General features: G+C 60.8%; 25 protein-coding genes. 7 read left to right on the top strand and 18 right to left on the bottom strand.

Going from position 1 to position 26182, the window contains the following annotated elements; genetic code table 11:
* Nucleotides 1–2 precede the first annotated feature (2 nt).
* The 5 genes from DV706_RS15045 to DV706_RS15025 form a co-directional block, all read right to left on the bottom strand.
* Entirely contained in the window at nucleotides 3–449 is a 447-nt protein-coding gene (locus DV706_RS15045) for an SRPBCC family protein (RefSeq protein WP_006067616.1), read from the bottom strand.
* A 79-nt stretch (nucleotides 450–528) separates the two neighbouring features.
* Nucleotides 529–753, bottom strand: a complete 225-nt coding sequence (locus tag DV706_RS15040; RefSeq protein WP_006067615.1) for a DUF7123 family protein — start codon at nucleotides 751–753, stop codon at nucleotides 529–531.
* Between the two features lie 93 nt (nucleotides 754–846).
* Nucleotides 847–1029 carry a DUF7525 family protein gene (locus tag DV706_RS15035; RefSeq protein ID WP_049889965.1) on the bottom strand — a complete coding sequence of 61 codons (183 nt, stop codon included), beginning with the start codon at nucleotides 1027–1029 and terminating at the stop codon, nucleotides 847–849.
* 104 nt (nucleotides 1030–1133) lie between these two features.
* Nucleotides 1134–1493 carry a hypothetical protein gene (locus tag DV706_RS15030; protein ID WP_006067613.1) on the bottom strand — a complete coding sequence of 120 codons (360 nt, stop codon included), beginning with the start codon at nucleotides 1491–1493 and terminating at the stop codon, nucleotides 1134–1136.
* A gap of 2 nt (nucleotides 1494–1495) precedes the next feature.
* A complete protein-coding gene (locus DV706_RS15025) occupies nucleotides 1496–3040 on the bottom strand; it encodes an acyl-CoA carboxylase subunit beta (RefSeq protein ID WP_006067612.1) in 1545 nt (514 codons plus the stop codon).
* Nucleotides 3041–3199: 159 nt separating this feature from the next.
* Here DV706_RS15025 and DV706_RS15020 point away from each other — a divergent pair, with 159 nt between their 5' ends.
* Nucleotides 3200–4597 carry a sodium-dependent transporter gene (locus tag DV706_RS15020; protein WP_136350911.1) on the top strand — a complete coding sequence of 466 codons (1398 nt, stop codon included), beginning with the start codon at nucleotides 3200–3202 and terminating at the stop codon, nucleotides 4595–4597.
* Nucleotides 4598–4623: 26 nt separating this feature from the next.
* On the opposite strand, the gene DV706_RS15015 is transcribed toward DV706_RS15020, so the two are convergent.
* Nucleotides 4624–5346: an SDR family oxidoreductase gene (locus DV706_RS15015; protein WP_006067611.1), complete on the bottom strand. Its 723-nt coding sequence runs from the start codon at nucleotides 5344–5346 to the stop codon at nucleotides 4624–4626.
* An 88-nt stretch (nucleotides 5347–5434) separates the two neighbouring features.
* Nucleotides 5435–5884, bottom strand: a complete 450-nt coding sequence (locus DV706_RS15010) for a response regulator (RefSeq protein ID WP_006067610.1) — start codon at nucleotides 5882–5884, stop codon at nucleotides 5435–5437.
* Between the two features lie 285 nt (nucleotides 5885–6169).
* On the opposite strand from DV706_RS15010, the gene DV706_RS15005 reads away from it, so the two are divergent.
* Nucleotides 6170–6829, top strand: coding sequence for a glycerophosphodiester phosphodiesterase (locus tag DV706_RS15005; RefSeq protein ID WP_006067609.1), 660 nt, complete (start codon nucleotides 6170–6172; stop codon nucleotides 6827–6829).
* Between the two features lie 10 nt (nucleotides 6830–6839).
* Here the strand turns inward: DV706_RS15005 and DV706_RS15000 are convergent, their stop codons facing one another.
* The 6 genes from DV706_RS15000 to DV706_RS14975 all read right to left on the bottom strand — a co-directional run bounded on the left by DV706_RS15000 (nucleotide 6840) and on the right by DV706_RS14975 (nucleotide 16148).
* Nucleotides 6840–7238, bottom strand: coding sequence for a secondary thiamine-phosphate synthase enzyme YjbQ (locus DV706_RS15000; RefSeq protein ID WP_006067608.1), 399 nt, complete (start codon nucleotides 7236–7238; stop codon nucleotides 6840–6842).
* 105 nt (nucleotides 7239–7343) lie between these two features.
* Nucleotides 7344–8375 carry a HEAT repeat domain-containing protein gene (locus tag DV706_RS14995; protein ID WP_006067607.1) on the bottom strand — a complete coding sequence of 344 codons (1032 nt, stop codon included), beginning with the start codon at nucleotides 8373–8375 and terminating at the stop codon, nucleotides 7344–7346.
* Between the two features lie 74 nt (nucleotides 8376–8449).
* Complete coding sequence (locus DV706_RS14990) at nucleotides 8450–10477, bottom strand: SpoVR family protein (protein WP_006067606.1); 2028 nt, start codon at nucleotides 10475–10477, stop codon at nucleotides 8450–8452.
* Entirely contained in the window at nucleotides 10470–11795 is a 1326-nt protein-coding gene (locus DV706_RS14985) for a DUF444 family protein (protein ID WP_136350910.1), read from the bottom strand. Before DV706_RS14985 ends, DV706_RS14990 begins: the two co-directional genes overlap by 8 nt.
* Nucleotides 11786–14074 carry a PrkA family serine protein kinase gene (locus tag DV706_RS14980; RefSeq protein WP_006067604.1) on the bottom strand — a complete coding sequence of 763 codons (2289 nt, stop codon included), beginning with the start codon at nucleotides 14072–14074 and terminating at the stop codon, nucleotides 11786–11788. The genes DV706_RS14985 and DV706_RS14980 overlap by 10 nt, the downstream gene beginning before the upstream one ends.
* Nucleotide 14075: 1 nt before the next feature.
* Nucleotides 14076–16148, bottom strand: a complete 2073-nt coding sequence (locus DV706_RS14975; RefSeq protein WP_006067603.1) for a PrkA family serine protein kinase — start codon at nucleotides 16146–16148, stop codon at nucleotides 14076–14078.
* Between the two features lie 689 nt (nucleotides 16149–16837).
* On the opposite strand from DV706_RS14975, the gene DV706_RS14970 reads away from it, so the two are divergent.
* The 5 genes from DV706_RS14970 to DV706_RS14950 all read left to right on the top strand — a co-directional run bounded on the left by DV706_RS14970 (nucleotide 16838) and on the right by DV706_RS14950 (nucleotide 20206).
* Complete coding sequence (locus DV706_RS14970) at nucleotides 16838–17296, top strand: DUF5820 family protein (protein ID WP_049889972.1); 459 nt, start codon at nucleotides 16838–16840, stop codon at nucleotides 17294–17296.
* 75 nt (nucleotides 17297–17371) lie between these two features.
* Nucleotides 17372–17818 (top strand): UPF0179 family protein, encoded by a 447-nt coding sequence (locus tag DV706_RS14965; protein WP_006067601.1) that lies wholly within the window; start codon nucleotides 17372–17374, stop codon nucleotides 17816–17818.
* 89 nt (nucleotides 17819–17907) lie between these two features.
* Nucleotides 17908–18594, top strand: a complete 687-nt coding sequence (locus DV706_RS14960; RefSeq protein ID WP_006067600.1) for a PHP domain-containing protein — start codon at nucleotides 17908–17910, stop codon at nucleotides 18592–18594.
* Nucleotides 18591–19730: an asparagine synthase C-terminal domain-containing protein gene (locus DV706_RS14955; protein WP_006067599.1), complete on the top strand. Its 1140-nt coding sequence runs from the start codon at nucleotides 18591–18593 to the stop codon at nucleotides 19728–19730. Before DV706_RS14960 ends, DV706_RS14955 begins: the two co-directional genes overlap by 4 nt.
* 227 nt (nucleotides 19731–19957) lie before the next feature.
* Nucleotides 19958–20206, top strand: coding sequence for an amphi-Trp domain-containing protein (locus tag DV706_RS14950; protein WP_006067598.1), 249 nt, complete (start codon nucleotides 19958–19960; stop codon nucleotides 20204–20206).
* 109 nt (nucleotides 20207–20315) lie between these two features.
* Here DV706_RS14950 and DV706_RS14945 read toward each other — a convergent pair whose 3' ends face one another.
* From DV706_RS14945 to DV706_RS14925, 5 genes are all read right to left on the bottom strand, one after another.
* Nucleotides 20316–21410 carry an Mrp/NBP35 family ATP-binding protein gene (locus tag DV706_RS14945; protein ID WP_006067597.1) on the bottom strand — a complete coding sequence of 365 codons (1095 nt, stop codon included), beginning with the start codon at nucleotides 21408–21410 and terminating at the stop codon, nucleotides 20316–20318.
* Between the two features lie 168 nt (nucleotides 21411–21578).
* The gene (locus tag DV706_RS14940) at nucleotides 21579–21917 is read right to left on the bottom strand and encodes a hypothetical protein (protein WP_006067596.1); all 339 of its coding nucleotides are present in this window, start codon (nucleotides 21915–21917) and stop codon (nucleotides 21579–21581) included.
* Entirely contained in the window at nucleotides 21914–23281 is a 1368-nt protein-coding gene (nrfD, locus tag DV706_RS14935; protein ID WP_006067595.1) for an NrfD/PsrC family molybdoenzyme membrane anchor subunit, read from the bottom strand. The genes DV706_RS14940 and nrfD overlap by 4 nt, the downstream gene beginning before the upstream one ends.
* Complete coding sequence (locus DV706_RS14930; RefSeq protein WP_006067594.1) at nucleotides 23278–25053, bottom strand: 4Fe-4S ferredoxin N-terminal domain-containing protein; 1776 nt, start codon at nucleotides 25051–25053, stop codon at nucleotides 23278–23280. Before DV706_RS14930 ends, nrfD begins: the two co-directional genes overlap by 4 nt.
* 427 nt (nucleotides 25054–25480) lie before the next feature.
* A complete protein-coding gene (locus DV706_RS14925) occupies nucleotides 25481–26155 on the bottom strand; it encodes a helix-turn-helix domain-containing protein (RefSeq protein WP_006067593.1) in 675 nt (224 codons plus the stop codon).
* Nucleotides 26156–26182: the final 27 nt, after the last annotated feature.

The following is a 26182-nucleotide window of genomic DNA, read 5'->3' as shown; positions in this document are numbered from 1 at the left end:
CGTTATCGATCCTCGGAACGGGTCGTCTGCAGGTCACGCTCGAGCGCACGCCGAAGGTTCTCGAGTTCGCCGTCTAGGTTGCGTTTGAAGAACTTCTCGACGCCGGGGAGTTTGCCGTCGACGACAAAGTGGTTCTCGAGGCGCGTGCCGGTGTCGGTCTCGACGATCTCGTGTTCGCCAGTGACGGTCATCACCTTCGATTTGCCGACGAACTTGACGTACGCCGGCGGCTCTCGTGTGACGTCTTCGGTTTCGACGGAGACCGTTTTGCGAACGAGTGGAATCGGCAACTCGACGTGCCAGGTGACGTGTCGACCGTCCGGATCGTTGACGGTGTACTCCTGAACGACGCTGATTGCCCGCGCACGGTTTTTCGGATCGGCAATAAATTCCCAGACGTGCTCGGGAGCTGCCGACAGCTCGAACGAACGGTCGACCCGTACAGTCATGCTACTAACTGAGGCCGTCTGTAATAAAAAGACCGCGGCCCGAGGTCGAACATCGAACCCAATGCTTCGAGCTGAAGGTTCAGCTAAGTGTTACTTTCCAGGTGGTTGAGCGAGCACGGCCCCACTTTTCGATATCGACATCGTCCGATTTTTCCGCAAGGTGGGGGAGCCGAACGCCGACCTGCTTTGATGAAAGTCCGATCGCGTCGGCGATGTTTTTCGCCCGGAAGTACTGTTCACCTCGGGCGGCACTCTCTCTGAGATACGAGAGAATTCGCTGCTCTTCGTCGGAGTAGTCGGTCATCGTCCGTACCCGCCCATACGGCGCCGTCGCTCTTAACTGTTGGCGGATGTGCAGTGGCCAATCGCCGGACAGAACCGGGATTGGGCGACGGTTCTAATAGAGGTGAATGCCGACGATTGCCAGCGCGCTAAAGATCATCGCTGCTGCAAAGCCCCATGCTGCGGTCATATCCGGTGCACCGGCAAACATCAACAGCGCACCAATGGTTGCGGCCGCACCAAGCGCAAGCGCCAGTCCAACATTCATATCCGTCGATGATTCGGATTCCGTGGCCATACCCGGGGATTGTGAGTGATGTGTCTTAATAGCATCCATTACGCGTCAGACTCACACCCACCTGAAACCACACGCAGGAACGACGGCCGGGTTCGAAACCCGACTCAGAACCGACTTGTCCGCCCGGCAGCAGACCACGGATCGGTCGGCGCATCGCGTGGGACGCGAACGGTCCGACTCTGGTGGGACCGGACACGGCCAGCAAACGACCAACGTCTGCCATCCCACGTCTCCTCGCCGCTTGCCGCCGCTGCCGCGGCGACTGCGAGCGCGTGATCATGAAGATGCGCCCCAACTGCAGCGGCGATTGCCGCCGCCTCTTCCTCGGTGGCATCGTCGGGAATGTCGAGTTCGATATTCGACAGGACGCCGTCCTCGAGTGCGGCGTCGCCTGCCGATGGCTGTGGGCCTGACTCGGCGGCGTGTCCGTCGTCGACTTCGACGTTCGACTGTTGTGATGTCATCCTTAGAGCGGGATGTTCCCGTGTTTCTTGTCCGGTTGCTCCTCGCGTTTCGTCTCGAGCATCTCGAGGTCGGCGATCAGGCGTGGTCGGGTCTCGGTTGGGACGATGACGTCGTCGAGGAAGCCTTTGTCCGTCGCTGTGTATGGGTTGGCGAACTCCTCGCGGTACTCTTCGATGAGTTCGTCTCGCAGTTCGTCCGGGTTGTCGGACTCTTTGAGTTCGTTCCGGTAGAGGATGTTGACGGCACCCTGTGGCCCCATGACGGCGATTTCGGCAGTCGGCCAGGCGTAGTTGACGTCTGCGCCGAGGTTCTTCGAGGCCATGACACAGTAGGCCCCGCCGTAGGCTTTCCGAGTGATGACCGTCAGCAGCGGCACGGTCGCCTCGGAGAAAGCGTACAGCAGCTTTGCGCCGTGGCGGATGATCCCACGGTGTTCCTGATCCGTGCCGGGCATGTAGCCGGGAACGTCGACGAATGTGACGATCGGGATATTGAACGAGTCACAGAAGCGGACGAACCGCGAGCCCTTCATCGAGGCGTCGACGGTGAGCGTACCGGCGTTGACTCGAGGCTGGTTGGCAACGACACCGACCGAGCGGCCATCGAGTCGACCGAAGCCGACGACGATGTTCTGTGCGAAGTTGTCCGCGACTTCGAAGAACGAGCCCTCGTCGACGACCGAGTCGATGACGTCAGTCATGTCGTAGGGCTTCTGTGGGCTCGGTGGGACGATGGTCTTGAGATCCTCGTCACGCCGATCTGGGTCGTCCCACGGCTCGACACGTGGTGGGTCCTCGACGTTGTTCTGGGGGAGATACGAGAGTAGTCGCTTGATGTCGTCGAGCGCCTGCTCTTCGTCCTCGACGGCGAACTGGGCCACACCGGTCTTGCCGGCGTGGGTCATCGCCCCACCGAGTTCCTCGTGGGTGACCTCTTCACCGGTGACGGTCTTGGTGACGCCGGGGCCGGTGATGTACATGTGGCTCGTGTCTTTCACCATGAAGATGAAGTCAGTGATCGACGGCGAGTAGACCGCACCGCCCGCGCAGGGACCCATAATACCCGAGATCTGCGGGACGACGCCGCTTGCTTCCTGGTTCCGGCGGAAAATCTCCGTGAAGCCGGCGAGACTCTTGACACCTTCCTGGATACGGGCGCCAGCGGAGTCGTTCAGGCCGATAATCGGCGCGCCGACCTCCATCGCCATATCCATGACCTTACAGATTTTCTCGGCGAACACCTCACCGAGCGAGCCGCCAAAGACGGTAAAGTCGTGTGCGAAGACGAACACGGTCCGGCCGTTGACCTCACCGTAGCCCGTGACGACACCGTCGCCCGGCACTTTCTTCTCTTCCATGCCGAACTGGCTCGTCTGGTGGGTTCGAAGCTGGTCGAACTCCGTGAAGGTTCCGTCGTCGAGGAAGTAATCGATCCGCTCGCGGGCGGTCATCTTCCCCTTGTCGTGTTGTTTCTCGATTCGCTCTTCGCCGCCACCAAGGCGAGCCTCCTCGCGAAGATCCTCGAGTTCGTCGATGCGCTCTTCCATCGTCATGCTCGAAGCACCCCTGTCGGATTCATACGGGTTTCTGCGAGGACCAACAGGAAAAGGATTCCGTAACTCTTTCACGATTAATAACCGGACGAGGGGGAACTGATAGGGGGGTCACAAAAAGTTATATATGACCGCCTTTTTAATGAGGTGGATATGGTGCAACGAGAAACGTGGGCAACGAGAACAGGCTTCATCCTGGCTGCAGTCGGGAGTGCAGTCGGATTGGGGAACATCTGGAGATTTCCGTTCGTTACGGGTGAGGGAGGTGGTGCAGCGTTCTTGCTGGTCTATCTCCTGTTTGTCGCATTGATCGGCTTCCCAGCGATTCTGGCCGAGTTCGTCGTCGGCCGGAAAACCGAACGAAACCCGGTCGGCGCACTGATGGAACTGGGTGGGAGTGCGTGGAAATACGTCGGTGGCGTCTTTGTTCTCACTGGCTTCGTCATCCTTTCGTTCTACAGCGTCGTCGCAGGCTGGTTCATCCGCTACTTCCTCGAGGGCTTTCGTGGAAGCTACGGAAGTCTGCTCGCGGGATACGAGGGTGCTGCAGCCGAAGCGGAACTCCCGGAAGCGGCAGTCATGTTCGGTGACGTGTCGACCGGTCTCGATGCGTTCGTCTTCCATACGCTGTTTATGGCGGTGACGATCGGCGTCGTCGCACTCGGCATCCGTCGCGGCATCGAACTCGCGGTGAAGGTGATGGTGCCAGCCATTATCGTGTTGCTCGTCGGAATGGCCATCTGGGTGGCGACGCTGCCCGAGGCCAGTGCCGGCTACTCGTACTATCTCTCGCCGGAGTTCGGCGTCATCGCCGACAACTGGGCGACGCTGCTGCCAGCGGCCGCCGGACAGGCCTTTTTTACGCTCTCGCTCGGGATGGGTGTGATGATCACGTACGCGTCCTATCTCGGTGAAGACCGCAATCTGACCAGAGACGGCACTGCGATCATCGGCTTCGACACCGGAATCGCGTTCCTGACCGGACTGGTCGTCTTCCCCGTCTTCTTCTCGGCAGGCATGACCGAACCTGGCGATGGTGGGCCCGGTGCGATCTTCGTCTCGATGACCGAGGCGTTTGCGACCATCGGCGGCGGCCACGTTCTCGGTCTACTCTTTTTCGGCACGGTTTCAATTGCCGCGCTCTCGAGTGCGATCTCGCTGCTCGAGGTCGTGACGGCCTACGTCATCGACGAGAAAGGCGTTGATCGATGGAAAGCGGCACTCGGCATGGGTGGAATCATCTACCTGCTGGGTGTGCCAGTCACCTACGATCTGATTTTCCTCGACCTGCTCGATGGCTTCGCAGACGGTATCCTGCTGGTGTTCGGCGCACTCATGCTGGTGATCCTCGTTGGCTGGATCGCACCGAAAGTCGCCGTCGAAGAACTCGAGAAAGGTATCGGTAATCTCGGCGGACTCGGTCAGGCCTGGATCTGGGCGATTCGCGTGCCGATCCTCCTCGTGCTGGTCATCACGCTGTATCTCGGTGTCGAAGGCTACGTCGGATTCCTCACTGGCGACTTCGCCGACTGGATCAGCGCGAACCTGTAACTCACGCCAACGCGTTTTCGCAATTTTTAGGCTTCGCCGTAGACCGGGACGGAAGCACCGCTTGTCACCGCTGCCCCGTCACTACAGAGGACGGCAAACATATCCGCGATCTCGGCCGGCTTGACCCACGAGTCGTGATCCGCGTCGGGCATCATCTCGCGGTTCATCGGCGTATCGATCACGCTTGGCATCACGCAGTTCGCTCTGACCGTCCCGCGATTTTCCGCGGCAAGCGTCTCCGTCAGCAGGCGAATGCCGGCTTTCGTGATCCGGTAGGGGCCGTCGCCTTCACCGCCCTCGAGTGATGACCGCGCACTCACGCTGACGATCGACCCCGACGTCTCCTGAAGATGAGGCAAGGCGTGTTTCGAGGCCAGAAACGCCGTCTTCAGGTTGATGTTCATCAGCAACTCGAACGCCTCGAGGTCGGTGTCCTCGATCGGGTCGCCGCCGCGCCACGTGCCGGCGATGTTACAGAGATGGTCGATTCGGTCATGGTCGTCGACAATGGTCGAGACGAGACGCTCGACGTCGTCCTCGTCGGTCAGATCGGCCTCGTAGAACTGGACCCCCGAATCGGGGTCGAGCAGGCTGTCCTCGTCGTCGGGAGCGACGATGTCGACGGCACAGACGGTCGCGCCGGCCGTTCGGAATCGGTCGACGACAGCACTCCCAAGCGCGCCGCTTGCGCCGGTCACGACAGCAACAGTGTCATCGAAGTCGACATCGAATTCGGTTCTTGGTGACATACGACACTCTTCGACGCCCTCGCAGATTAATGACGGGGTGACCACCTACGGACGGGACGAGTCGGTCGACCGATGGCACCGACGACGGTCAGGGAGTGATCGGCGGTAACGCAGCCTGTTCGAACCAAAACCCCACAATGGCTTCGGCCAGTGCAGCGTACTCGTCGGGAGCCGTCGGCCTAGTGAGACAGGCGTTCGCCGCGAGTTCGTAACTCTCGAGGATATCCGTAGTGGCGTCCGAACTCGTTACCACGAGAACGGGCACCAGCCTGAGTTTCAAATCATCTTGGATCGTCTCGAGAAACTCGAACCCATCCATTCGAGGCAGATCCAGATAGAGGAGGATGAGGTCGGGAAGGGAGGCCGACTCTCGGTCGTGTCGCCTCGAGAGTAACTCGAGTGCATCGTCCCCACCGGTCGTCACGTGAATCCGCGTCTCGATCGAAAGCTGCTCGAAGGCGTCCCGAATCAGTTGGATCTCGCCAGTATCGTCCGCGACCAGCAGTAGTTCGGTTGGGTTCTCGAGTGGAGTGGTCATCAATCAGTCACCAGACACCGACACAACGTTGGGGATGCGTCGGAACGATCAAGAACTGTAATCACTCGCTCATAGCGACGGGACCCCATTAACGATATGTACTAAGTACTTTGGTACTCACACCGCGTTCCAGCTGGAAACCAGGCGGCTGCGAGCAGTCCGGCCACCGAATCGTGGATCCACTACTGACCAGTGTGCGAGTGCCGACTGGCAGGGTTTCATATCGGCGCAAGAACGCCGGACCCAGCGAGTCACTAAAGCCACTTGCCACCCTTGTACCACCGAATGCGCTTGATCGCCCACCGTGGGTTTGCTGCCACGGCACCCGAGAACACGATCACAGCAGTCCAATCCGCAGCCGAGTACGCAGACGCCGTCGAGTTCGACGTTCGCCGGTGTGGCTCGGGCGAACTCGTCGTCATCCACGACGAAACAATCGACCGCGTGACCAGCGGCGCCGGCACTGTAGCTGATATGACACTCGAGGAGTTGCAAGCCTACACTGTCCTCGACACCGGGGAACGAGTACCGACACTCGAAGCAGTGCTCGATGCCCTCCCACGGGGGGTCGAGGTCAATCTCGAAATGAAGGCATCCGAGATCGCAGCGGACGTCCTCAAGGCCATCGCCGATGTCGAGAACCGCGTCGTCACGACGTCGTTTCTCCTGTCCGAACTGCGGGCGATCCGCGACCTCGATCCGGGCCAGCCGACGGGTCTCCTCGTCAACCGCCACCTCGAGACACCCGTCACGACCGCCGTCGAACTCGACTGTGACGTTATTGGCGCGAACTACTGGCGATGTCTGTCGACGTGGCTCGTCCCCCGTGCGAAGGCCGTCGGTCTCGAGATCCACGCGTGGTCGCTCGAACGCCGTGCGGTAGCAAAGCTACTCGAGTTGCGAGGCGTCGACTGTGTGTCGGCGGATCGACCGCTCCGGGTCTGATAAGCCTTGGCTACTCGCCGACGGTCATCACTGAGACGGTCCGCGTTCGCGGGCCATCACACTCGACGAACAGCACCGACTGCCACGTCCCAAGTGCGAGCTCGCCGTCTTCGACCGGAATCGTCACGTCCGGCCCAATAAGTGCCGCTCGGAGATGGGAATCAGCGTTTCCGTCCAGCTGGTCGTGAGCGTGCCCTTCGTCGGGAACGAGTTCCCGGAAAAACGACTCGAGATCGCCACGCAGTCGCGACTCGTTCTCCTGAACGAGGAGTCCAGCGGTCGTATGTCGAACAAAGGCGGTCACAGTCCCCGACTCGAGGTCGTCTGGAACGGCGTCGGCGATGCGGTCGGTTACGTCGACGGTCGTCAGCCAGGCGTCTGTCTCGACGGGAAACGTCGATTGGGGCATACGAGCGCTGACGCGGGCCAGCGACCACTAGTTTGGGGTCGAAGAGACCCACTCCCGACTGTCACATCACAGCATACGACGGCCCGTGTGGGTGTCGGAGGTCGGTTACTGTGGCGTCTCCGAAAGTCGATCCAGCGCCCAGTCGGCCCGCTCACGGACAGTCGGTTCGGGATCCTCGCTTGCGAGCTTTGCAAGCCGATCCGTCGCCATCTCGAGGCCGCCGTGGGCGAGTGCAACACATGCGTTCGCGCGCACGCGCTCGTGATCATCTTCGAGCAACGCAAGGAGCTGTTCCCGTGCAGGGTCGACAGCTGTCGGTGTCTCCACGGCGAGACGAGCCAGCGCCACCGCAGCGTTGGCGCGTGTCGTCGGCTCGTCGTTCTCGAGTGCGGACGTCAGCTCGGGCCGGGCCGGTTCGACAGCGCCGGGAACAGTGTGTGCCACATCGGCGAGACAGCCGATGGCGTTGTTTCGCAGTGTGTCGTCGTCGTGATCCGTGAGTGAAATCGCGTGCTCGACGAACTCGAGTGTCGGCAACGACGCCTCGGATGTCGCTAGCCGACCCAGCGCAGAGAGTGCAGGCCCGCCGTTTCGTTCCGGATTCGTCGCAATCGCGTCGGTCAACACTGGTACGGCTGGCTCGATCGCCGCCGGCCGTTCTCTCGACAGCGCTGTGAAGACGCGAACACCCCAGCGGTCGTCTGTCGGTCGGTGGTCGGCTACCTCAACGATCGCCGTAACGTGATCGACGACCGCGGCTGGTTGCTCGGCTGCGATAGTCTCGAGACAGCGAAGGAGCTCACGTGTTGCCGGCTGGTCTGGGTTCTCGGTGGCAAACGAGACGATTCCGTCGACCGATGGTGCGACGTCCGTCGGTGACTCATCCGCAAGCTCTGCCAGACAGTAGGCAACGTCCTCGTGACAGTCGAGTGCAGGCTGCTCGAGGAGGCCTCGGAGCTTCGGGACGGTCGGAATACACGCGCTCGGCTGATCGGCTACGGCGTCGTGGATCGTCTCGACGGCTGCCCGTTGCTCGGTCGGTTCGTGCGTATCGAGTTGTGCGAGAACTGACGGAAGATCGAATGCAGACACCGCAGTTCGTCGCTGTTGGATCGCGTCGCCCCCTTCCCCATCCATAGTATCCCCAGCATGTGCGATCGACGGCAAAAGCTTTCGGGAATTGAACTGAACGCTACTGGAGAAAAAACAGATCAGGCGAGCCACTCGTCCGGCTTCGTATCGTAATCGACGTCATCGGCCGCGAGATGGTCGACGTCCTCCCATGGGACGTCCTGAACTGTTGTGTCGGTACCGTCATATCTGATCAGTTTGCCTCGCTCTTCGGGTTCTGGTTCGCGGTTGCGACGCTTTGCCACTTCGATATCGTGTTCGTCGACCTCTTTGACGATCGTGAGCAGGTTCACCGGTCGACCCCAGAGTTCGAAGATCCGTTTGAGTGTCTCGCGAGCCTGGCCGAGATCGAGCATGACACCATTGTACTGGTGGCCCAACAGGAGTTCGTTCGCGTTGTTGTAGTTGCCGTCGTAGACCGCGATCGTCGGCTTCCCGAAGTTGGTAAACTGCAAGAGTAGCTTCTTTTTGACATCTTCGGCCGCATCGCTGGCAACATGGAACTGGCCGGTCGCCTGGGAGTGTTCGTAGGTGAAGTAGTTGTTCTCCGTGATGAACTCCTGGGTCAGGAACTCATCGAGGAAGGTGACGTCGTTGTGGCTCTCACGAATGTCGAACATCCGATCCCAGCCCGCAGTGAACTCGACGTCTGCGAGTGCTTCCTCGACGGTTTCATAACGCGCGTCGTCGAAGAGGTAGCGGCCGATCTGTTCGATCTCCTGTTGACTCACTCGAGCCAGGAAGCCACGATGCTGGCGTTTGACGAGCGAGTAATGGCGGCGAGCCAGCCCTTCGTACGTCAGGACCTTCCATGGATACCGGTCAACATCGATCTCGCCCTCGCGGGCCGCCGCGAGCGCCTCGTGGTCGACCCATTCCTCGGGGACGTCCTCGAGGTCGTCGAGCGTCTCGGGCGTGATCACATCGATCGCTTCGGGCGGCTCGAGCGTCTCGAGAACCTCTTCGAAGTCGACGACATCCATCAGATTCCGCCAGGAGACGCCCTCGACGCGCAGCAGGTGTTCTAAGACGTCCCGACGGTTCGTCCGGTTCTCGACGTACTCCCAGAGTTCCATCCCGAGGCTGTAGGGGTTGAGCCCGCCCGACGCAAGGACTTTCGCCATGTGGTCGGCGTAGTTCATGAACTCGTCGTCGCCGGCGAAGGTTTCGTCGGTCATCATCGTCGACTCCCAGTAGGCCGCCCAGCCCTCGTTCATCACCTTCGTCATCTTCTGGGCGGCGAAGTAGTACGCCTCCGCGCGCATCATATCGAGGATGTCGCGTTGCCACTCCTCCATCTCGACTGCGCGTCCAGTCTCGTCGTCGTACTGTTTGCCGTGTTCACGGACGAACGCAAGGACGTCTTTCTGGGGCGTCTCGGGGAAGCTGACGCTTTCGTCTTCGGCCTCGAGTTTTTCGAGCCACTCGTCGTCGAACACTTCGCCCTTGATCTCCTCGGAGAGGCCGAGTTCGTCCAGCTTTTCCGCGAGATCTTCGTCGATCTCCTCGGCTGGACCGTCGACATCGAGGCGACGTTCGAACACCTGATGCTGGTTGATGTTGTCCTCCAGCGAGAGACAGTGGTCGATCCACTTTTCGACCTCTGCACGGTCGATCTCCGGATCGGACATGTATTCGTCGATCGCCCGGGCGTGGCGTTCTAACATGGCCGCGGCGTTGACCGCCGCCTGGTCGGCTCGGCCGCCGGTAAAGAGGCCGAACCACTCGTTGTTCGCGAAGAAATCGGAGTGAGCCTCGACGTGAGTGATGACCGCCTTCTGGTCGGCGATCGTGTTCGACTCCTGGAGGAAGGCGTGAGCCGGATTATCATTGTTGACGATCTCGAAGGCTTTCCCGCCCCCGTACTGGCCCTGTTTCTGTTGTTTGTCGTACTGCATCCCCCATCGCCAGTGTGGGTACCGACTCTGGAACCCGCCGTAGGCGATGAGTTCGTTCATCTCGTCGTAGTCGATGATCCAGTACTTGACCGCGTACGGCTCGAGACCGAGCTTTTGGGCCAGGTTTCTGGCCTCTGTGACCGGTTCCTCGAGGTCGCTGGCGATCGCCTGTTTACGGAATCGATCCGCGTTGGAGTTGCGTTTAGTCATTTGTCTCACCCTCCGTCGAGAGGATCTCGTAGATCGCATCGGTCACGTCGTCTTTGCTGTTGACGTACGCCACCGCGACGTCGTCGGAATCGGTGCCGAAGTGTCGCTCGAGTTCCTCGGCGTGAGTCGCGTTGATGGCGTTGCCGCTCGGTTGGGTTTCCACGTAGGCGTGGAGATTCGCTGGGATCTCCTCCATTTTTGGAACGACGCGTTCTTCGGTGTCGTTGCTCGAGTTCTCGGAGTCACCCGCGGCGAAGACATAGCGGTTCCAGTCGCTCCAGGGATACTCCTCTAAGAGTTCGGCGGCGAGTTCGTACGCACTCGAGATCTTCGTCCCACCGCCGCTACGGATGCCGAAGAAGTCGTCGCGTTCGACCTGCCAGGCGTCGGCGTCGTGGGCGATGTAGATGAACTCGGCGTTGTCGTATTTCCCCTGGAGATACCAGTCCAGTGGCGTAAACGTCCGCTCGACGAGTTCGCGTTTCTTCTCGCGCATCGAGCCCGAGACGTCGCGGATATTGACGACGACGACGTTCTTCTCTTTTTCCTCGATGATCTCGGGGTAGCGGTAGCGTTCGTCTTCACGGCGGAAGGGGACGTGCTTGATCCCCTCCCGGCGAATCCGCTGTTGGACGCTCTCGCGTTCGACGTTCGCCTCGACGTCTTCGATCGAAGCCCACGTGCCCCGCTCCTCGTCGGGAATGTCGCTGTAGGCCTCTTCGACCCAGGCCATCGACACCGGGAGGCTCTCGCCGCGGGCCCACTCGAAGACCTCGCGTGGCTCGATGCCCTCGACCTTACACAGTTCGCGCAGGAACTCCTCGTCGAAGTCCATCGCGAGTTTGCGCTTGAGCCCCTCCTTGAACATCCGCTCGAAATCGAGCGTGCTGTCGGGACCCGACCGGGTGAGGTCGGTGAACGGCCCTTCTTTCTCCTCGATCACGCGCTTGCCTTTCGGCTCTAAGTCCAGCCCGAGTTCCTCGTCGAGTTCTTCGGCGAACTCCTCGGGATCCATCTCGTAGTACTCGTGGTCGCCGCCCTCCTCGCCGGGCTCGCCGTCGTCGCCGTCGTCGTCGCCCGGCTGTGGCTGGGGCTGGCCGACCGGCTGGCCGGTGTCGGGCGTGCCGCCGTCACCCTGACCGACGCCACCCTGATCGCGCTGGTCGTACTCGAACTCCGGCAGCGAGACGATCTTGACCGGGATCTGGATCGATCCACGGCCGCCAGCGAGGTCGCCGTACTGGATGAAGTCAGCCAGATCCTCGCGGCGCTGTTCGCCCACCTCACGGAATCGCTCGAGGTCGTCTCTCAGTCCCATCTGTAGCTCACCTGTCCCATAATGTGTCTGCTGGTCAGTTCGGCCGACGCTTCGGAGTAATCGAAGTGTTCGACCATCGTGTCGATCGTTTGGTCTTTGACTGTCGCCGTCTCCGTCCCGCTTGGTGGGTCATCCCACTGCCGGGGGTCGAAGTCCTCGAACGTTCGCTCGACGTCGTCCCAGTCGTGGCTCTCGAGGACGGATTTGATCACCGGAATCGCGGTGAGATCGACGTCTTCGACGGCGAAGTCCTCGTCGCGGTGCTCCCAGGCGTGGCGATTCAGTGACGTGATCACTTTCTCACGGCGGAAGTTCCGGACGCTCTCTCGTGGCCGGTTGCCGTCGTATTCGGCTTCGGAGAACCGACCGAGATGTTCGACCTCGAAGAGTTTCATCTTCAACGGATCCGGCTCGACGCGCTCGCCACGGTCGTTGTACAGCGGTTCGTCGGTCTCCCACGCGTAGACGTTTTCGACGTACTCGGCGACGGTCTCCTCGTCGACGCGTTTGTCGTGCATGATCGCCTCGATGACGTCCGACTCCTGCCGATCGAAGATGTAGTTTTTCACGGGGACGATTCGGTTTTCGAACTCCGAGCGCTCGCCCATCGAGAAAACGGGTGCAGCCGCAAGCCCCTCTGCCATCGTGTTCAGCACGTCTCGTGGCATCACGACGTCTTCGACCGACAGCTCCGGGTGGTGGCGGTCACGATCGGTCTGGAGGAGTTCTGCGAGTGTATCCCGCGTGTAGGTCACCGGGATCCCGTGTTCGCCGTCATGGGTTTCGCTATCGAAGTTGAACTCGTCTTTCTCCCGGCGGGAGTCTCCCTCCTGGAGGTATCCCTGATCGAAGATCAACGCTTTGTCGACCAGATCGAGCCCGTTTGGCAGGCTCTCCTCGTCGAGTCTGGTGACGACCGCATACAGCGCGGCCGCCTCGATCGCGTGGGGTGCAAACTCCTGGTCGCGCGTCTCACCGGCCTGATCTTTGACCGTCACCGTCACCGGCTCGCGGATCCGTTCTTCGAGTTCGGCGTAGCTCTCAGCCTCCCAAACCGACGTCTCGTTGGTCAGTTCGCGGCGAATGAGCTCACACTCGAGGCTCAGATTTGTCAGGTAGCCAAACCGGTGTTTGTCCAGCCGGCGCTTGAGCGCTTTCAACGGGTCCATCCCGTTCCGGTCGGAGTGCTGGTTCAGTTGGGCCTCCAGATCGGGGTTCGAGATGATCAGCATCTGCGTGTCGACGTCCATCCCGATTCCTTTGTCCAGCTTGACCGACTGCTCGTCGGGGACGTTCAACAGCTTCTGGAGCAGGTCGGCGTGCTGGGCTGCGTCCTCGACGATCGTCAGGACGCTGTTGCCCTGCGAGAGGACGCCGTCGTAACTGAACGCCTGCGGGTTCTTTCGTCCCCGCGAGTCCAGTTCCTGCAACATGCCGTGCATCCACGAGCCGACGAGTCGCTCCTTCGGCGACCCATCGTCTTCGGAGTGGAGGACGCCAACACCCTGTCCGACGTCGACGACGTAGTTTTTTACCCGGAGATGATCGTCGTCGGCAATCGCCGAGAACAGCGCCTCTTTGCCCTCTCGACGGTACTGTTCCTCGAGGAAGTCATACGCCTCCCGCGAGAACGGATCGAGCGCCGCATCGACCCGGACAGGAACGTGGTCCTCAAGCGAGTCGTTGAGGTCGTCGAGGAGCGTCTCGCGGACGTCTTCAGGGAAGACCGACAGCGGATGGGCCTGCACCGGGCTTTCGTACCAGTGTTTGTCGTCCATCGCGGTCGGATCGCCGTCGCCGTAGCTCAGCCCACGGTTGTCCGGACTGGCCGTCGTAATATTCCACTCGACCGTATATCGTCGTCCTTCGGGCGTTTTCGAGTACTCGCGCAGTCCGTTGACCAGACAGCGCTTGAGCTCCGATTTGCCCGTCGCTGTCGGTCCCTCGAACCAGATAATCTTCTCGTCTTTCGCCCGGCCCGAAGCGATCGACCGAAGATCGTCAACGAACTCGTTCAACACCTCGGTGTTGCCCAAGATCGCGTGTTCGCCGTCGTTGTGTGGATCGTCGAAGAAGCGATAGCGCTCTTTCTCCTCGCCCTCTTCGACTACGGTTCGGGTGCCCGCGGCTTCGATCGCCTCGAGTAAGTACTTCGAGGCGTGGGAGGCAATCGTCGGGTTCTCGAAGATCCGATCGACGTACGCCGCGAGGCTCATCGGCTCTTCGTAGGTCTCTTCTAGCGTGCGGTCAGCCTCGGTGACGTAGTCGTTTCCAGTCATATTACTCTTCGATCTCTGCTTTGGCGACCTCCGCGCCAGCGAACTCGAGTACCTCTTTTGCTCCGTCCTCGGAGTAGCCCTGTTCGATCAGCGCGTCGATCCACGACGAACGCTCGTCGTCATCGAACTCGTTGGCGCTGACCAGCGCCGAGAAGTTGATGTTGTGTTTCTTGTCCTCCCAGAGCTTTCGCTCGAGCGCGCGGCGCAGCCGCTCGTTGTCCTGCGGGTTGAACGCCTCACCCTCGCGAGCACGGCGGGAGACCCAGTTCGACACTTCCTGCCGGAAGTCCTCTTTGCGGTCTTCGGGAATGTCGAGTTTCTCCTCGACGCTTCGGAGGAACGTCTCGTCGGGTTCTTGCTCGCGACCCGTGAGTTCGTCCTCGATCGTGTCGTCGTCGATGTAGGCCATCACGTGATCCATGTACTTCTCGCCCTGGCGCTGGATCTCGTCGATATCGTAGGCCAGCGCGTGGCGGACGTCCTCGATCGCCCGTTCTTTGTACTCCTCGCGGACCGTCTCGAGGTAGCGGTAGTACTTCTCGAAGTTGTCTTCGGGGATCGAGCCGTGGTGCTCGAGATTCTCCTCGAAGAAGTTGAACACCGTCAGCGGCGAGAGGAAGCCCCGCGAGCGGTGTTTCGAGTCCATGATCGCTTCGGCGATCTCGTCGCCGATAAACCGCGGCGAGATGCCGACCATCCCTTCGCCGATCTCGGCTTTCGCAGCGGCTTCCTCGCGGAGCTTCTTGACATCAATGTCGTCGCCCTCGTCGATCTCGTCGTTGTACGCTTTCGCTTTCGAGAGCAGATCGACCGTTTCGGTGTCGGGTTCTTCGATCCGGGTGAGGACGCCGAACAGCCCCGCCATCTCCAGGGTGTGGGGCTCGACGTTGATGTCGGGCACGTCGGCGTTGTTCAGCATCTTGTTGTAGATCTGGGACTCGTCCTCGTAGGAGAGGACGTACGGGAAGTCGATGCGTTTCGTCCGGTCGTTGAACGCCTCCATCTTCTCGTCGCCCTTTTTGTCCTTGTACTCGGGCATGTTCGTCCGGCCGACGATCACCTGGTCGATGTCGATCCGCGGGTTGTTCTTCGGTTTGATCGTCTGCTCCTGGGTCGCATGCAGGAAGTCATAGAGGAACTCCCGCTGGAGTTTGAGCAACTCCTCACCCGAGAAGATCCCGCGGTTTGCGTTACAGAACGCCCCGGAGTAGTCGAACGCCCGCGGGTCGCTCTCGCCGTAGATGGCGATCTTCGAGTAGTTGACGTCGCCGGTCAGTTCGGTCTCGTCCTGATTTTTCTTGTCCTTGGGCTCGAACGTCTCGAGTCCCTGGCGCTTGTTCTCGTCGGCGATGAGTCGGATGATCTCGACGTGGTTCTCGAGGACGGCCTGGAGGTCGTCATCGTAGTACGCCAGCAACTTGTCCATGTAGAACTCGCTTTCCGGATCGAGCGCCTGCTCGTTCTGGATGGTGTACGGCGCATCGAGTCGCTCGTTGAGGTCGTCGATCACGCGCTGGCGCTGCTCGACGGGCAAGAGCACGAGCGGGTCCTGGTTCATCGGCGACCGGACGGTGTCGTCGGCCGGATCCTGATCTTTGATGACGTCACAGAGGTTGGTCCAGCGGAACGTGTACATCCGCCCGTCCTCTCGCAGCGTGTAATCCTCAAAGTAGGTCCGGACCTGCTTGTCGAAGTGGGACTTCCCGGAGCCAACCGGTCCGAGCAGGAGCTTGATCCGCCGCTCTGGACCGAGTCGGCGGGCACCCGACTTGACTTTGTTCACGAACTCGTGAATCGACTGATGGATCACCTTCCCGTAGAAGGTGTTCTCACCGTCGTTTAACGGGTCCTCCGAGGCGAGGTGGTACTCCACCCGCCCTTCGGTCTCGTCGTAGGACGTCCCGTAGTAGTCGAACATATCCGCAACTCGCTGGTGGGCGTTGCGGGTGATCTTTGGGTCCTCGTACACCGCTTCGAGGTACCAGTCGAACGATTTGGTCTCCCGCAGGTCTGCGGGCATCGACTCTTTGTAATCGGTACTGAGCTTCTCGAGTGTCTCGATGTCACCGGTCATGGTATCATTGCCAGTTGCGGTTTCCCCCGTCTGCATCGCCCCTGAGTAGATGGGGCGGTTCTAGAGCGGACGCCGTTCGACCAATCGCGGCACCGTGGTCGAACTGTCGGAATCCGTCGAACCGCATCAGCGACAGACACGCGGAACGACAACGTTTGGTTCGCGCTGTGAGTGGCAGGCTCACAGTGCGTTCCGAACCGCAGCGGGCGGCAGTCTGTCGTGTCATGTGTGGTCGGTTGCCACTCGTCGTTGCGCGGTGCCCATCTCAGGGACTCGGGCAACGATGCGTCGGGGACGAACGCGGAGTGGATCGATTGTCGGACGGATACCGATAGTGTTTAATGAGTGAGTAATCCAGCTACTTAGCCTTAGCCCCAAAAGATATTTATCAGGACCTTATTCCAGGCAAATACTACCAGAACAGTAGACCGTTATTTGGTACCATACCGCTATTTCGAGCGAGTGTCACATAAATCGGCGGCCTGCAATGGCTGGGAATGCTCGCGCGCGGTCGCCACACAAGTCATACTGCACGGCCCATGGCAGCCGGAGAAACAAGTCGATCCTCAGACGGACTGCTGTCCAGCAGCTCCGGCACGACTGCGACGGTCGCGCTGGGAACTCGGGACAGCAGTTCCGAACCACGCGTTGGCGACGAAGATTTAGGGATGCCAGCGGTAGCCGAGAGTATGCCCGACACGCCGGCCGACGACGACATCGAACGCGCACTCTCATCGCTTGCAGACGGGTGGACCGTCTGGAACCACGGTGAGGACGGCCGACTCGTTCTCGCGTACCGTCCGGACGTCTTCAACGCCGACGACTTTCCGGCAGCCTGCCTGCCGACGCTGTATCTGACCCACGGCAAGCGAACCCGCCGCCCCGGCACCAATCCGACCAGCCGAACCGACGATACCGACTGGTACGTCACACTCTATCTCGAGCCCGACGTCTCCGCCGAGAACGAGCGATTTCCGACACAGAGTGACGCCGTTGCCCGAGCGCTTGAGTTGGCCAAAGCGTTCGACGACGGTGAGATCGACTACCGCGAGCTCTATCAGGTCCCCCGTGAGACGTATTTTGACCGACTAGACGAACTGACTGGCTCGGATGACTGCGACGATCGATCCGATCACCGAACGACGTGACTCGCCTGCCACACGCTGTTCGTTCCCACCGGCCCGGACGTGAGTCTTAACCGCGGCCGGAAACTACGTGTTCCTATGTCGACCGTTACACTCATCGGGACGCGGCTCGCCGAGCCGGGGACCGAGTTCGTCTACCACGGCGAGGCCGACGGCTGTGCTGGCTGTCCCTACCGGAGCCAGTGTCTCAATCTCGAGGCGAACACCAAATACCGCATCACGTCGATCCGGGAGAACGCCCAGACGCTCGAATGTGCCATGCACGACGACGGCGTTCGCGCTGTCGAAGTCGAACCCGTCTCTGTGCGCGCAAATATCACCTCCAAGGGCGCGTTCGCCGGCAGCAAAACGAGTCTCCCCGGCCCCTGTCCGTACATCGACTGTCCGAGCCACGAGTACTGCGAGCCCGACGCTGTCGAGTTCGATGAGGAGTATCGTATTCGCGACATCCTCGGCGACCCGCCACACGACGTCTGTCATCTCGATCGCTCCCTCGAGTTAGTCGAGCTAGACACCCAGGAGTAGGCGTCTCTGTGGTTCGAAGCCGCGTTCAGGCATGGATGATACGGACCGGGGTGTTTTTGATTGATCCACTCTAACCGTGAGACATACCCGTGCTGTCGGTTGAACTCCACGCTCACTCGTCGTTGTCCTATGACGGTCGTGACCCGGTCGAACTGATCTTAGAACAGGCCGAAGCCGTCGGCCTGGACGCGATCGCCGTGACCGACCACGACGAAATCGATGCCAGCCTCACTGCCGTCGAACGCGCCCCCGAGTACGGGCTCGTCGGCATCCCAGCGATGGAAATATCGAGCAAGGCCGGCCACATTCTGGGATTCGGACTCGAGGAGGCCGTTCCACCGGGGCTTTCCTACGAGTCGACACTCGAAGCGATCCACGACCAAGGTGGACTCGCGGTGATTCCACACCCGTTCCAGGAGTCGCGCCACGGCGTGATGGCTCGCATCTCTCGAGCGGAACTTGCCAAGGGCGATGCGATCGAGATCTACAACTCCCGGCTGTTGACCGGCCGCGCAAACCGGCAGGCCGAACGCTTTGCGACCTCCCGCGGTCTCCCCGTGACTGCAGGCAGCGACGCACATATCAGCGAGATGGTCGGCCAGGCAGTCACCCGCGTCGACGCCGAAGAGCGCTCCGCCGACGCGATTCTCGAGGCGATTCGCCAGGGTCGAACCACCGTCGAAGGGAAACGAACGCCGTGGCGGATCAGCTTCCGGCAGGCAGCTGGCGGTGTCTCGCGACGTGTCAGAAACGGGTTCGTGGGGCTCTTTCGATGAGCCAGCCAGTCCGTGGAGCTGATCCCGACACCGTCTATGACGCACTTGAGAGCGGAGATGCGTTGCCGGGGACGGCCGGGTTCGCCGGCGAACTCGACGGGATACTCGTCCGTGACGTCCTCGGTCGGGTCCCGCTGTACGTCGACGCCGAGCGCAATCCGGCGGACACCGCAGCCACCCAGTGGGCGTTCGAGCCGACCGCCCTCGAGACGCCCGAACTCGTCCCACCAGGGACGACAGTGGATCTGACCACAGCCGCGGCCGACCCCGAGCGTCGCTGGACGCTTCCTGACCCACCCATCGAGGCGGATCACGACATCGCCCTCGAGACGCTCTCGAACGCGATTCAGACGGCAGTGGACGAGGCGCGAACGCCAGCCCGCGACGTTGCCGTCGCCTTCTCCGGCGGTGTCGACTCCGCGCTGGTCGCCGAACTACTGGATGCACCGCTTTTCGTCGTCGGCTTCCCGGACAGTCACGACGTCGAGGCCGCCCGGACAGCCGCCGACGCGATGGGACGGGAGCTGACCGTCGTCGAACTCGAGCCCGAAGCCCTCGAGCGAGCCGTTCCCGCGGTCGCCCGTGCGATCGGCCGAACGAACGCGATGGACGTCCAGATTGCCCTGCCGCTGTATCTCGTCGGCGAACACGTCGCCGCCGAGGGGTTCGACGCGTTGGCAGTGGGACAGGGAGCCGACGAGCTGTTCGGCGGCTACGAAAAAGTCGTCCATCTCGACCACCGCGTCGAAGCCGAAACGACCCGCGGAGCCGTCCGTGAAAGTATCGAAACACTGCCCAACCAGCTTCCACGGGACGTCCACGCGATCGAGGCGACGGGACTCGAGCCAGTTGCACCGCTGCTCCACGACGCCGTCGTCGACGCCGCGCTTCGACTCCCCGATTCGTTGCTGGCCGACGAGCGCGAACGCAAACGCGCGCTTCGGCTCGTTGCCGCCGACGTCCTTCCCGGCGAGGTCGCCACGCGAGACAAAAAGGCCGTCCAGTACGGGAGCCTCGTCGCCCGCGAACTCGATCGCCTCGCCCGACAGGCCGGCTACAAACGCCGGATCGACGACCACGTCACCAAGTACGTCCGGTCACTACTCGAGGCCGAGCCAGTTCCGCCGAAAGAGTGACGGCAACGTTGGAGCCGACCGTTCTCGTCGCTCTCGTGGCGAGCACTCGCCGCCGTTGTTATAGTACCAACTGCAACGATGTACACCTGATCGCACAGCCGTCGTGCGATCAGATATGCAGTGGCTACTATACTGGTTGATAGCTTCGCTACTGGACCGCGCTGATCAGCGTTCTGCCTGCCGATTCGCCGCCAATCTATTTATGTCCGCTCGGTGGTTGAATGCCTATGGCAGAGACAACCGACCACAGCCAGCAGGCGTCACGGGACGAAGCTGCAGACCTGGTACAGGAACTCGCTCAGGAGCTTCGAAGCGAGGGCGGTGCCGAGGTTCGAGTCGGAAACAAGATGTTGACGCTCTCACCGCCGCCAGAACTCGAGTACGGAATCGAAGTCAAAGAGCGCTCTCCAATGCTCGGTGGCCCTCGAGAGAAAGTGACCGTAACACTCGAGTGGAAACTCGAGACAGAAAGCTAACACGACGCCGTTGTGTCCGGTCGATGATCCGCTCAGCCAGTCGGAAGCGACAGCCCGCGATCTGATCGTCGCTGTCGGCTCGACCCAGCCGTCGACGCGTGGACGGTGACTAGTCTTCGGTTTCGGTCGGCAGTGCGTCGTCAGGTTCTCCGCCACCGACGTTTTCGGCGACCGTGCGGCGGTTGATCTCGCCGATACGATCGGAGACCTCTGCGACGAACTCCTCGACGGTCTCCTGGACGGGACTCGAGTCGTCTTTGACGAGTGCCCCTTCGCTGCCCTCAGCACCGAAGTCGGGGTGGATCGGGATCTGACCAAGCAGCGGGATGTCGTACTTGTCGACGATCTGTTGGGCTCCGTCAGTCCCGAAGAGATTGTACTCTTTGCCGGTGTCGGGCGCAATGAACGAGCTCATGTTCTCGACGACGCCCAGCACTGGCGTGTCGTGTTTGTTGAACATCTGGATTCCTTTTCGGGTGTCGTCGAGCGCCATCTCCTGGGGTGTCGTGACGACGACGGCGCCCGTCACGGGCATCGACTGCAACAGATTGAGTGTTGCGTCACCCGTTCCCGGTGGCAGGTCGACGATGAGGTAGTCGAGGCGACCCCACTCGACGCCTTCCAAGAACTTCAGCATGAACTTGTTGACCATCGGGCCACGAAGAATCGCAGGATCGTCCTCGTTTTCCATCATAAAGCCCATGCTGATAATCCGAACACCGTCCGAGCGCGGCGGGACGATGTCCTCGCTTGGCGTGACACCAGGCTCGCTCTCGACCGGCAGGATACGTGGGATGTTCGGGCCGTGAATGTCTGCATCGAGCAGGCCAACCATGGCACCACGCTTCTCGAGACCCGCCGCAAGGTTTGCAGCGACCGTCGTCTTCCCGACACCGCCTTTCCCGGAAGAAACGGCGATGACGTTGCGTACCCGTGGGAGCACTTCGTCGTCGAACCCGTGTTCCGAGCCGACGTGTGCTCGCAGGTCCGCCGTGAGTCCAGCCTCGCTGACGACCTCACGGATCCGGTTGCCCAGTTCCATCTCCGAGGGCGCATAGGGGGCGTTCAGCGCCAGCGAGATTTTGGCCGTCTCGTCCTCGATGGTGACGTCGTTGATCAGCCCAAGCGAGACGATGTCCTCGCCGATGTCTGGGTCTTCGATCCCTTCGAGTTCGATCTTGAGTTCGTGTTCTGTGAGACTCATGGGTGTGGTGTGCGTTACTCGAACGTAAGGCGACCGAACGGGATACGTGTGATGGTTTGAGAGTCGATCCGTGTATCAGTTCCGTGAACGACAGCGAACGCTGTGGGGCAGATAGCGTCGCCGATAAAAAACGAATCCTGGAAACCGGATCCAGGAACACCGCGTGGCTTACAGGAAGCCGAAGATCGGTGAGTCGTTGGATGGGCCGGCCGCACCGAGCGGCTCCGGCATCCCACCGTAGAAGACGAGACCGATGATCACCGTCAGGATGAACATCCCAATCCACATCTGTGCGGCGATGCCGACGAGATAAGAGACACCGAGCAGTCCGGTCTTGGTGTCTCGTGGCTCGCCAGCGAACCAGGAGATGACCATGATGTAGATCGGAACCAGAATGACGCCGAAGATCAGGTAGGTCCCGATGTTGGGGAATCCGGTTACGTCTCCAGTGGCTTCGTAGCCGTGGTAGAGGACTGTCTCGAGTCCCATCGAAAGTGCAACACTCATGCTTTCACCTCCGGTTCGGTTGCAGCGTCATCTGCGTCGTCGTGGCCGTGGTCATGGTCACCGTTCAGGTGTTCGATCGCGTGGAGTTCGACCACGGGGACGACCTTCGAGATGGCGAGGAAGAACAGCACAACCAGTCCGACCGTTCCGAGAAGCGAAGACAGTTCGATCACGCTCGGGAAGTAATCGCCCGGCGTCGCCTCGTAGATGCTGAACGTTGGGTACCAGAAGCCAGCGATGACAAAGTAGGTCTTCTCGACCAGCGTCGCGATCAAGACCAGGAAGGCAGCGGCGAGTGCTCGCGACTTACTGAACAGTGCCGGTCGAATCGTCGTCGCGAAGATGAACGCGAGCACGCCGAGCACCATCAGTATCGGGATGACGTACATCGGGTGCGAGAGCTTCGAACCGGTTGCTGTCGCGAGATCGGTCGATGCCGCGAAGCTACCCGTAGCGAGCTGCTGGAGCTGGAGCCACAGGAACAGCAGGGAGAAGAATCCGAGCCACAGGAGCAGGCCGCGGAAGATGTCGTCAGTGATGATGTGATCCCAGTCGTAGGCGCGACGGAACGCATACGAAAGTAGGATGACACCACTGATCGCAGAGGTGAGTGCGATCGTGAGGAACTGTGGTCCCTGGACTGCGCCGAACCAGCCGGGGTAGGTCGGCAAGACGGCGAACAGCCACGGAATCACACCGCCGTGGAGCAGGAGCGGGGCCATGATGATGATCGCGAGTGCGAGCCACCAGACCATTCGCTCGACGACTTCGTCCTCTTTCTCGGTGTATCCGAGGGTCATGAACTTGTAGACTGGCTCGAAGTGGTCAGGCAGCTGGTCGCGCAGACGGGTGATGTCGTACCGAAGCGTCAGTGCGAGGTACGTCGCCGTCAGCACGAAGTAGGCCGTAATGACAGTCACGTCCCACACCAGCGGCGAGTTGTTGACCGTGATGTGGTAGTGACCGAGGACGCTCGTGACCATCCGGTCCGGGCGACCCATGTGCACCAGAATGTAGAAGCCAGCCGCGGAGAGGCCGGCGAGCGTGAGCATCTCTGCGAGTCGGGCGACCGGCATATACCGGTCCATACCGAGTAGGCGAACCGCAGCCGAGAGGATGATCCCCCCGTGAGCGATCCCGACCCACCAGATGAAGGCACCGATGTACAGTCCCCACGTCACACCGCCACCGGAGCCCCAGTCGGAGAGGCCAGTGACGGCCATCCCGTTGGCTAGCTGATACATCCAGCCAACGAGGAAGATGCCGAGTGCCAGTGCCGCGGCACCAAACAGCATGAAGAACTTCTTCGAGACGTTGTTAACTGGACGGAGAATGTCCGCTTCGGATGGTGTCTTGGTGCTCATAGCGACACCCCGAAGTCACCGACAGTGGACTCGTCGAGGACGTCCTTGCGGTTGTCCGTCTGACCGATGTCGTCGTACGCAACTGGTCCGTCGACCTGTTCGGCTTCTGGACCGGGCTCGTTTCCGACGTACGTGACGTTCGGGCTCGTTCCGATGTCCTCGAGCAGTTTGAACGTCGACGCTTCGCCGCCAGCGTAGGCCTCGAGGGCCTGCTGGGCGGTTTCTTCGTCGGTAATACCCTGCTCGGACACCCACGGCTCCTCTTCGCCGTCGAGAATCAGCAGCGATTCCTCGACTTCGGCCGGGGTAATCTCGCGGGACTCGTAGCGGTCGACAACGTCTTGAATCCCGTCTTCGGCGGTCGTGATGACAGCGTCGATCGCGTCCAGTGCGGTGTCGTAGTTGTCCACGCTGTCGTCGCCGTCGATCAGGGCATCGGCGAGCGATTCGAGTTCATCTTCCTCGAGTTCGCCGAGTTCATCGTCGTCCTCGAGAATGTCGATGATGACATCGCGGAGTTCCTCGTCCTCGAGTGTCAGGTCGTCCTCGTCGAGTTCGCCCTGGATGAACAGTGCGGCCTCGATCTCGTCGTGGTCGCCGTCCTCGAGATACTCCATGTCGAGCAACTCGATGTCACCCTCGAGGAAGTCATACGACTCCTGGACGTTCTCGCGGTTGGGACTCTGACCGTCGACCATCCGCTCTGCACGGGTCTGAACGACGTTCTGAAGGTAGCGCTGCGGTTTGCTGTCGGGGTCGTTCATGTCGCCGAAGTTGATCGCTTCGGGCGGACAGGCTTCCTCACAGGCCGTCGTTCCACGGTACTCATCACCCATGTGTCCGTCCTGTCGGGTCGGACACATGGTACACTTACTCATCGTGCCACGTGGTGCGCGGCTGTCGACCCAGCGGTCACGGTCGTCGACCATGTGATCGCCGTCCATGTCGCTGTACATCTCTTCGATCTCGTCCGTCGAGACGTCAGGCTCGTCCCACTGGAAGTAGTTGACACCGTACGGACAGGCGACCTGACAGTAGCGACAACCGATACAGACGTCGTAGTCAGTCAGGACGAGGCCGTCCTTGTCACGGGTGTGTCGAGCCGTCGTCGGACACACTTTCTCACACGGGGCGTCAGTACAGTGCTGACACGGTCGGACGAGTCGCTGTCGACTCCCACCACGTTCGTCTGGATCAGCTCCTTGTCCTGGCTCCCGGTAGTCGAGGACGTACATCCAGTTGACGCCCTGGTCGGTCTGGTTCTCTTCTTGACAGGCCGTAACACAAGAAAGACAGCCGTCACAGCGCTCGAGGTCGATGACCATCCCCAGCTGGGTTCCCTCGTGAGAGTGGTCTTCACCGTCGTTGGCTGCGGCGAGGTCCGCCTCAGGACCGTCGTCGACGGTGCCCCACGCACCCAGTCCGACAGCCGCTGCGCCGACCCCCATCTTTTTCATTGCCTCGCGGCGACTCTCTTCGCCGTCGCCCTCGAAAGCCTCGAGCATCCGCGTCGCAGTCCCCTTCTGCTCTTCCTGGGCCTGCTCGTAGGCTGCTTCGGTCGGGCGATCGTCGACGCCGAACTCCTCCATCACGTCGTCGTGATACATTTCGTGGAATTCGGCTTCAGAGAGCTCGCCTTTGGTGACCCGCATCGCGTCCTGGGCCATCTCCATCCCGAGTTCGCTGTCGTACTCGGTCTCGTCGAGCATCTCCTCGAGTTCACCTTCCCACTCGTGACCGAGTGGGTGGAATGATTCGTCGTCCGTGCTCATTCTGGTCGAACACCTCCGGACGAGAATCCGTTCGATACAAAGTAGTTACACGCCGACACGTAATTGCATACGGTCATATGTGGATCCTCTACCCCGGACTCACAACTAGATGACGTTGAAGTATAGACCCGATTTCCATCGCGTGAGAATCGACACGAACATATTCGCCAGTATAAATACTATTCAGGGTATTCTCCCAGCTCAGGCCAACATAAACAGCTGTTATCACGGCACAAGACTGACAGCCCGGGTCGGTACCATCCCCGACAACTGCCGGGCCGTTTGTTACCGACTCGAGGGGACTCACCTCACGGAGCGTCTCCGACACGCTTGAAAACGCGCGTATCGTGACTGCGAGGCCAGGCAACGAGCGAGCTTCGGTTCGACACACCCACAACTCGGGCCGACATGAGACCGAGGTTCCCAGTTAGCTGCTCGCGAGTTGGTCCTCGAGTGGCTCCTCAGTATCGAGTTCGGGAAGATCCTCGACGAACCGTTTGATAATCCCCTCTTCTGCCCGGTGGAGTGTCTCGCTGCACGTCGATTTCGCAATTCCCAGATACTCTGCTAGTTCCGTCAGCGAGCAGCGTCGAGGCGTATCGTAGTATCCCTCTTCGACGGCAGCAGCGACGACCTCGAGCTGTCGATCCGAGAGTAGCTGACTCTCGTGGAGTCGTTCGCGGACGTGCTCGATCCGGTAGCTGAGGCCGAATCGGTCGAGCTGTTCGGCGAGTCCAGCGAGACGGTCTCGAGAGCCGGTTACCTCGATCGTCGTCTTGCCGTCGACGACCTCGATCGGGAGTTCGATCGGCATCCCGGACTCCTGTGCGGAGAACAACAACAGCGGGGCCGTCGTCTCGAAATGAACTGTTGCCTCGTTTTCACTCGAATGGACGAGCGTGAGTTCGAGGATTTGGGGATGGTCACGCGTCGCTTCGATCACGTCGTCGACATCGGTGCCGGTGATTCGAACGAGCGCAAACCCGGTTTCAGCGCCGGGGACAGCCGCGAGAACCCGAAACGTCGCTGTCGGATACGTCGTCGACAGCTGCTGGATCCAGACCTGTTCAGGCATCGTGATTGTGAGTGTCGCCTGGGCCATACGAGCGTGTTATCGTTCGCCAGTATA

Source organism: Natronorubrum bangense (assembly GCF_004799645.1).
GTDB classification, from domain to species: Archaea; Halobacteriota; Halobacteria; order Halobacteriales; family Natrialbaceae; genus Natronorubrum; species Natronorubrum bangense.
Note: the sequence above shows the minus strand (reverse complement) of the source record. Positions and strands in the feature narration are given on the sequence as shown.

Coding starts and splice junctions, on each gene's coding strand:
- DV706_RS15025 (WP_006067612.1), bottom strand. CDS start 3,040: ATGGAAGAGCGCATCGACGAACTCGAGGATCTTCGCGAGGAGGCTCGC.
- DV706_RS14930 (WP_006067594.1), bottom strand. CDS start 25,053: ATGAGCACGGACGACGAATCATTCCACCCACTCGGTCACGAGTGGGAA.
- DV706_RS15005 (WP_006067609.1), top strand. CDS start 6,170: ATGCGCTTGATCGCCCACCGTGGGTTTGCTGCCACGGCACCCGAGAAC.
- DV706_RS15045 (WP_006067616.1), bottom strand. CDS start 449: ATGACTGTACGGGTCGACCGTTCGTTCGAGCTGTCGGCAGCTCCCGAG.
- DV706_RS15020 (WP_136350911.1), top strand. CDS start 3,200: ATGGTGCAACGAGAAACGTGGGCAACGAGAACAGGCTTCATCCTGGCT.
- DV706_RS14955 (WP_006067599.1), top strand. CDS start 18,591: ATGAGCCAGCCAGTCCGTGGAGCTGATCCCGACACCGTCTATGACGCA.
- DV706_RS14925 (WP_006067593.1), bottom strand. CDS start 26,155: ATGGCCCAGGCGACACTCACAATCACGATGCCTGAACAGGTCTGGATC.
- DV706_RS14985 (WP_136350910.1), bottom strand. CDS start 11,795: ATGGGACTGAGAGACGACCTCGAGCGATTCCGTGAGGTGGGCGAACAG.
- DV706_RS15000 (WP_006067608.1), bottom strand. CDS start 7,238: ATGCCCCAATCGACGTTTCCCGTCGAGACAGACGCCTGGCTGACGACC.
- nrfD (WP_006067595.1), bottom strand. CDS start 23,281: ATGAGCACCAAGACACCATCCGAAGCGGACATTCTCCGTCCAGTTAAC.
- DV706_RS15035 (WP_049889965.1), bottom strand. CDS start 1,029: ATGGCCACGGAATCCGAATCATCGACGGATATGAATGTTGGACTGGCG.
- DV706_RS14950 (WP_006067598.1), top strand. CDS start 19,958: ATGGCAGAGACAACCGACCACAGCCAGCAGGCGTCACGGGACGAAGCT.
- DV706_RS14970 (WP_049889972.1), top strand. CDS start 16,838: ATGCCCGACACGCCGGCCGACGACGACATCGAACGCGCACTCTCATCG.
- DV706_RS14990 (WP_006067606.1), bottom strand. CDS start 10,477: ATGACTAAACGCAACTCCAACGCGGATCGATTCCGTAAACAGGCGATC.
- DV706_RS14975 (WP_006067603.1), bottom strand. CDS start 16,148: ATGACCGGTGACATCGAGACACTCGAGAAGCTCAGTACCGATTACAAA.
- DV706_RS14995 (WP_006067607.1), bottom strand. CDS start 8,375: ATGGATGGGGAAGGGGGCGACGCGATCCAACAGCGACGAACTGCGGTG.
- DV706_RS14940 (WP_006067596.1), bottom strand. CDS start 21,917: ATGAGTGTTGCACTTTCGATGGGACTCGAGACAGTCCTCTACCACGGC.
- DV706_RS14965 (WP_006067601.1), top strand. CDS start 17,372: ATGTCGACCGTTACACTCATCGGGACGCGGCTCGCCGAGCCGGGGACC.
- DV706_RS15010 (WP_006067610.1), bottom strand. CDS start 5,884: ATGACCACTCCACTCGAGAACCCAACCGAACTACTGCTGGTCGCGGAC.
- DV706_RS15015 (WP_006067611.1), bottom strand. CDS start 5,346: ATGTCACCAAGAACCGAATTCGATGTCGACTTCGATGACACTGTTGCT.
- DV706_RS15030 (WP_006067613.1), bottom strand. CDS start 1,493: ATGACATCACAACAGTCGAACGTCGAAGTCGACGACGGACACGCCGCC.
- DV706_RS14945 (WP_006067597.1), bottom strand. CDS start 21,410: ATGAGTCTCACAGAACACGAACTCAAGATCGAACTCGAAGGGATCGAA.
- DV706_RS14980 (WP_006067604.1), bottom strand. CDS start 14,074: ATGACTGGAAACGACTACGTCACCGAGGCTGACCGCACGCTAGAAGAG.
- DV706_RS15040 (WP_006067615.1), bottom strand. CDS start 753: ATGACCGACTACTCCGACGAAGAGCAGCGAATTCTCTCGTATCTCAGA.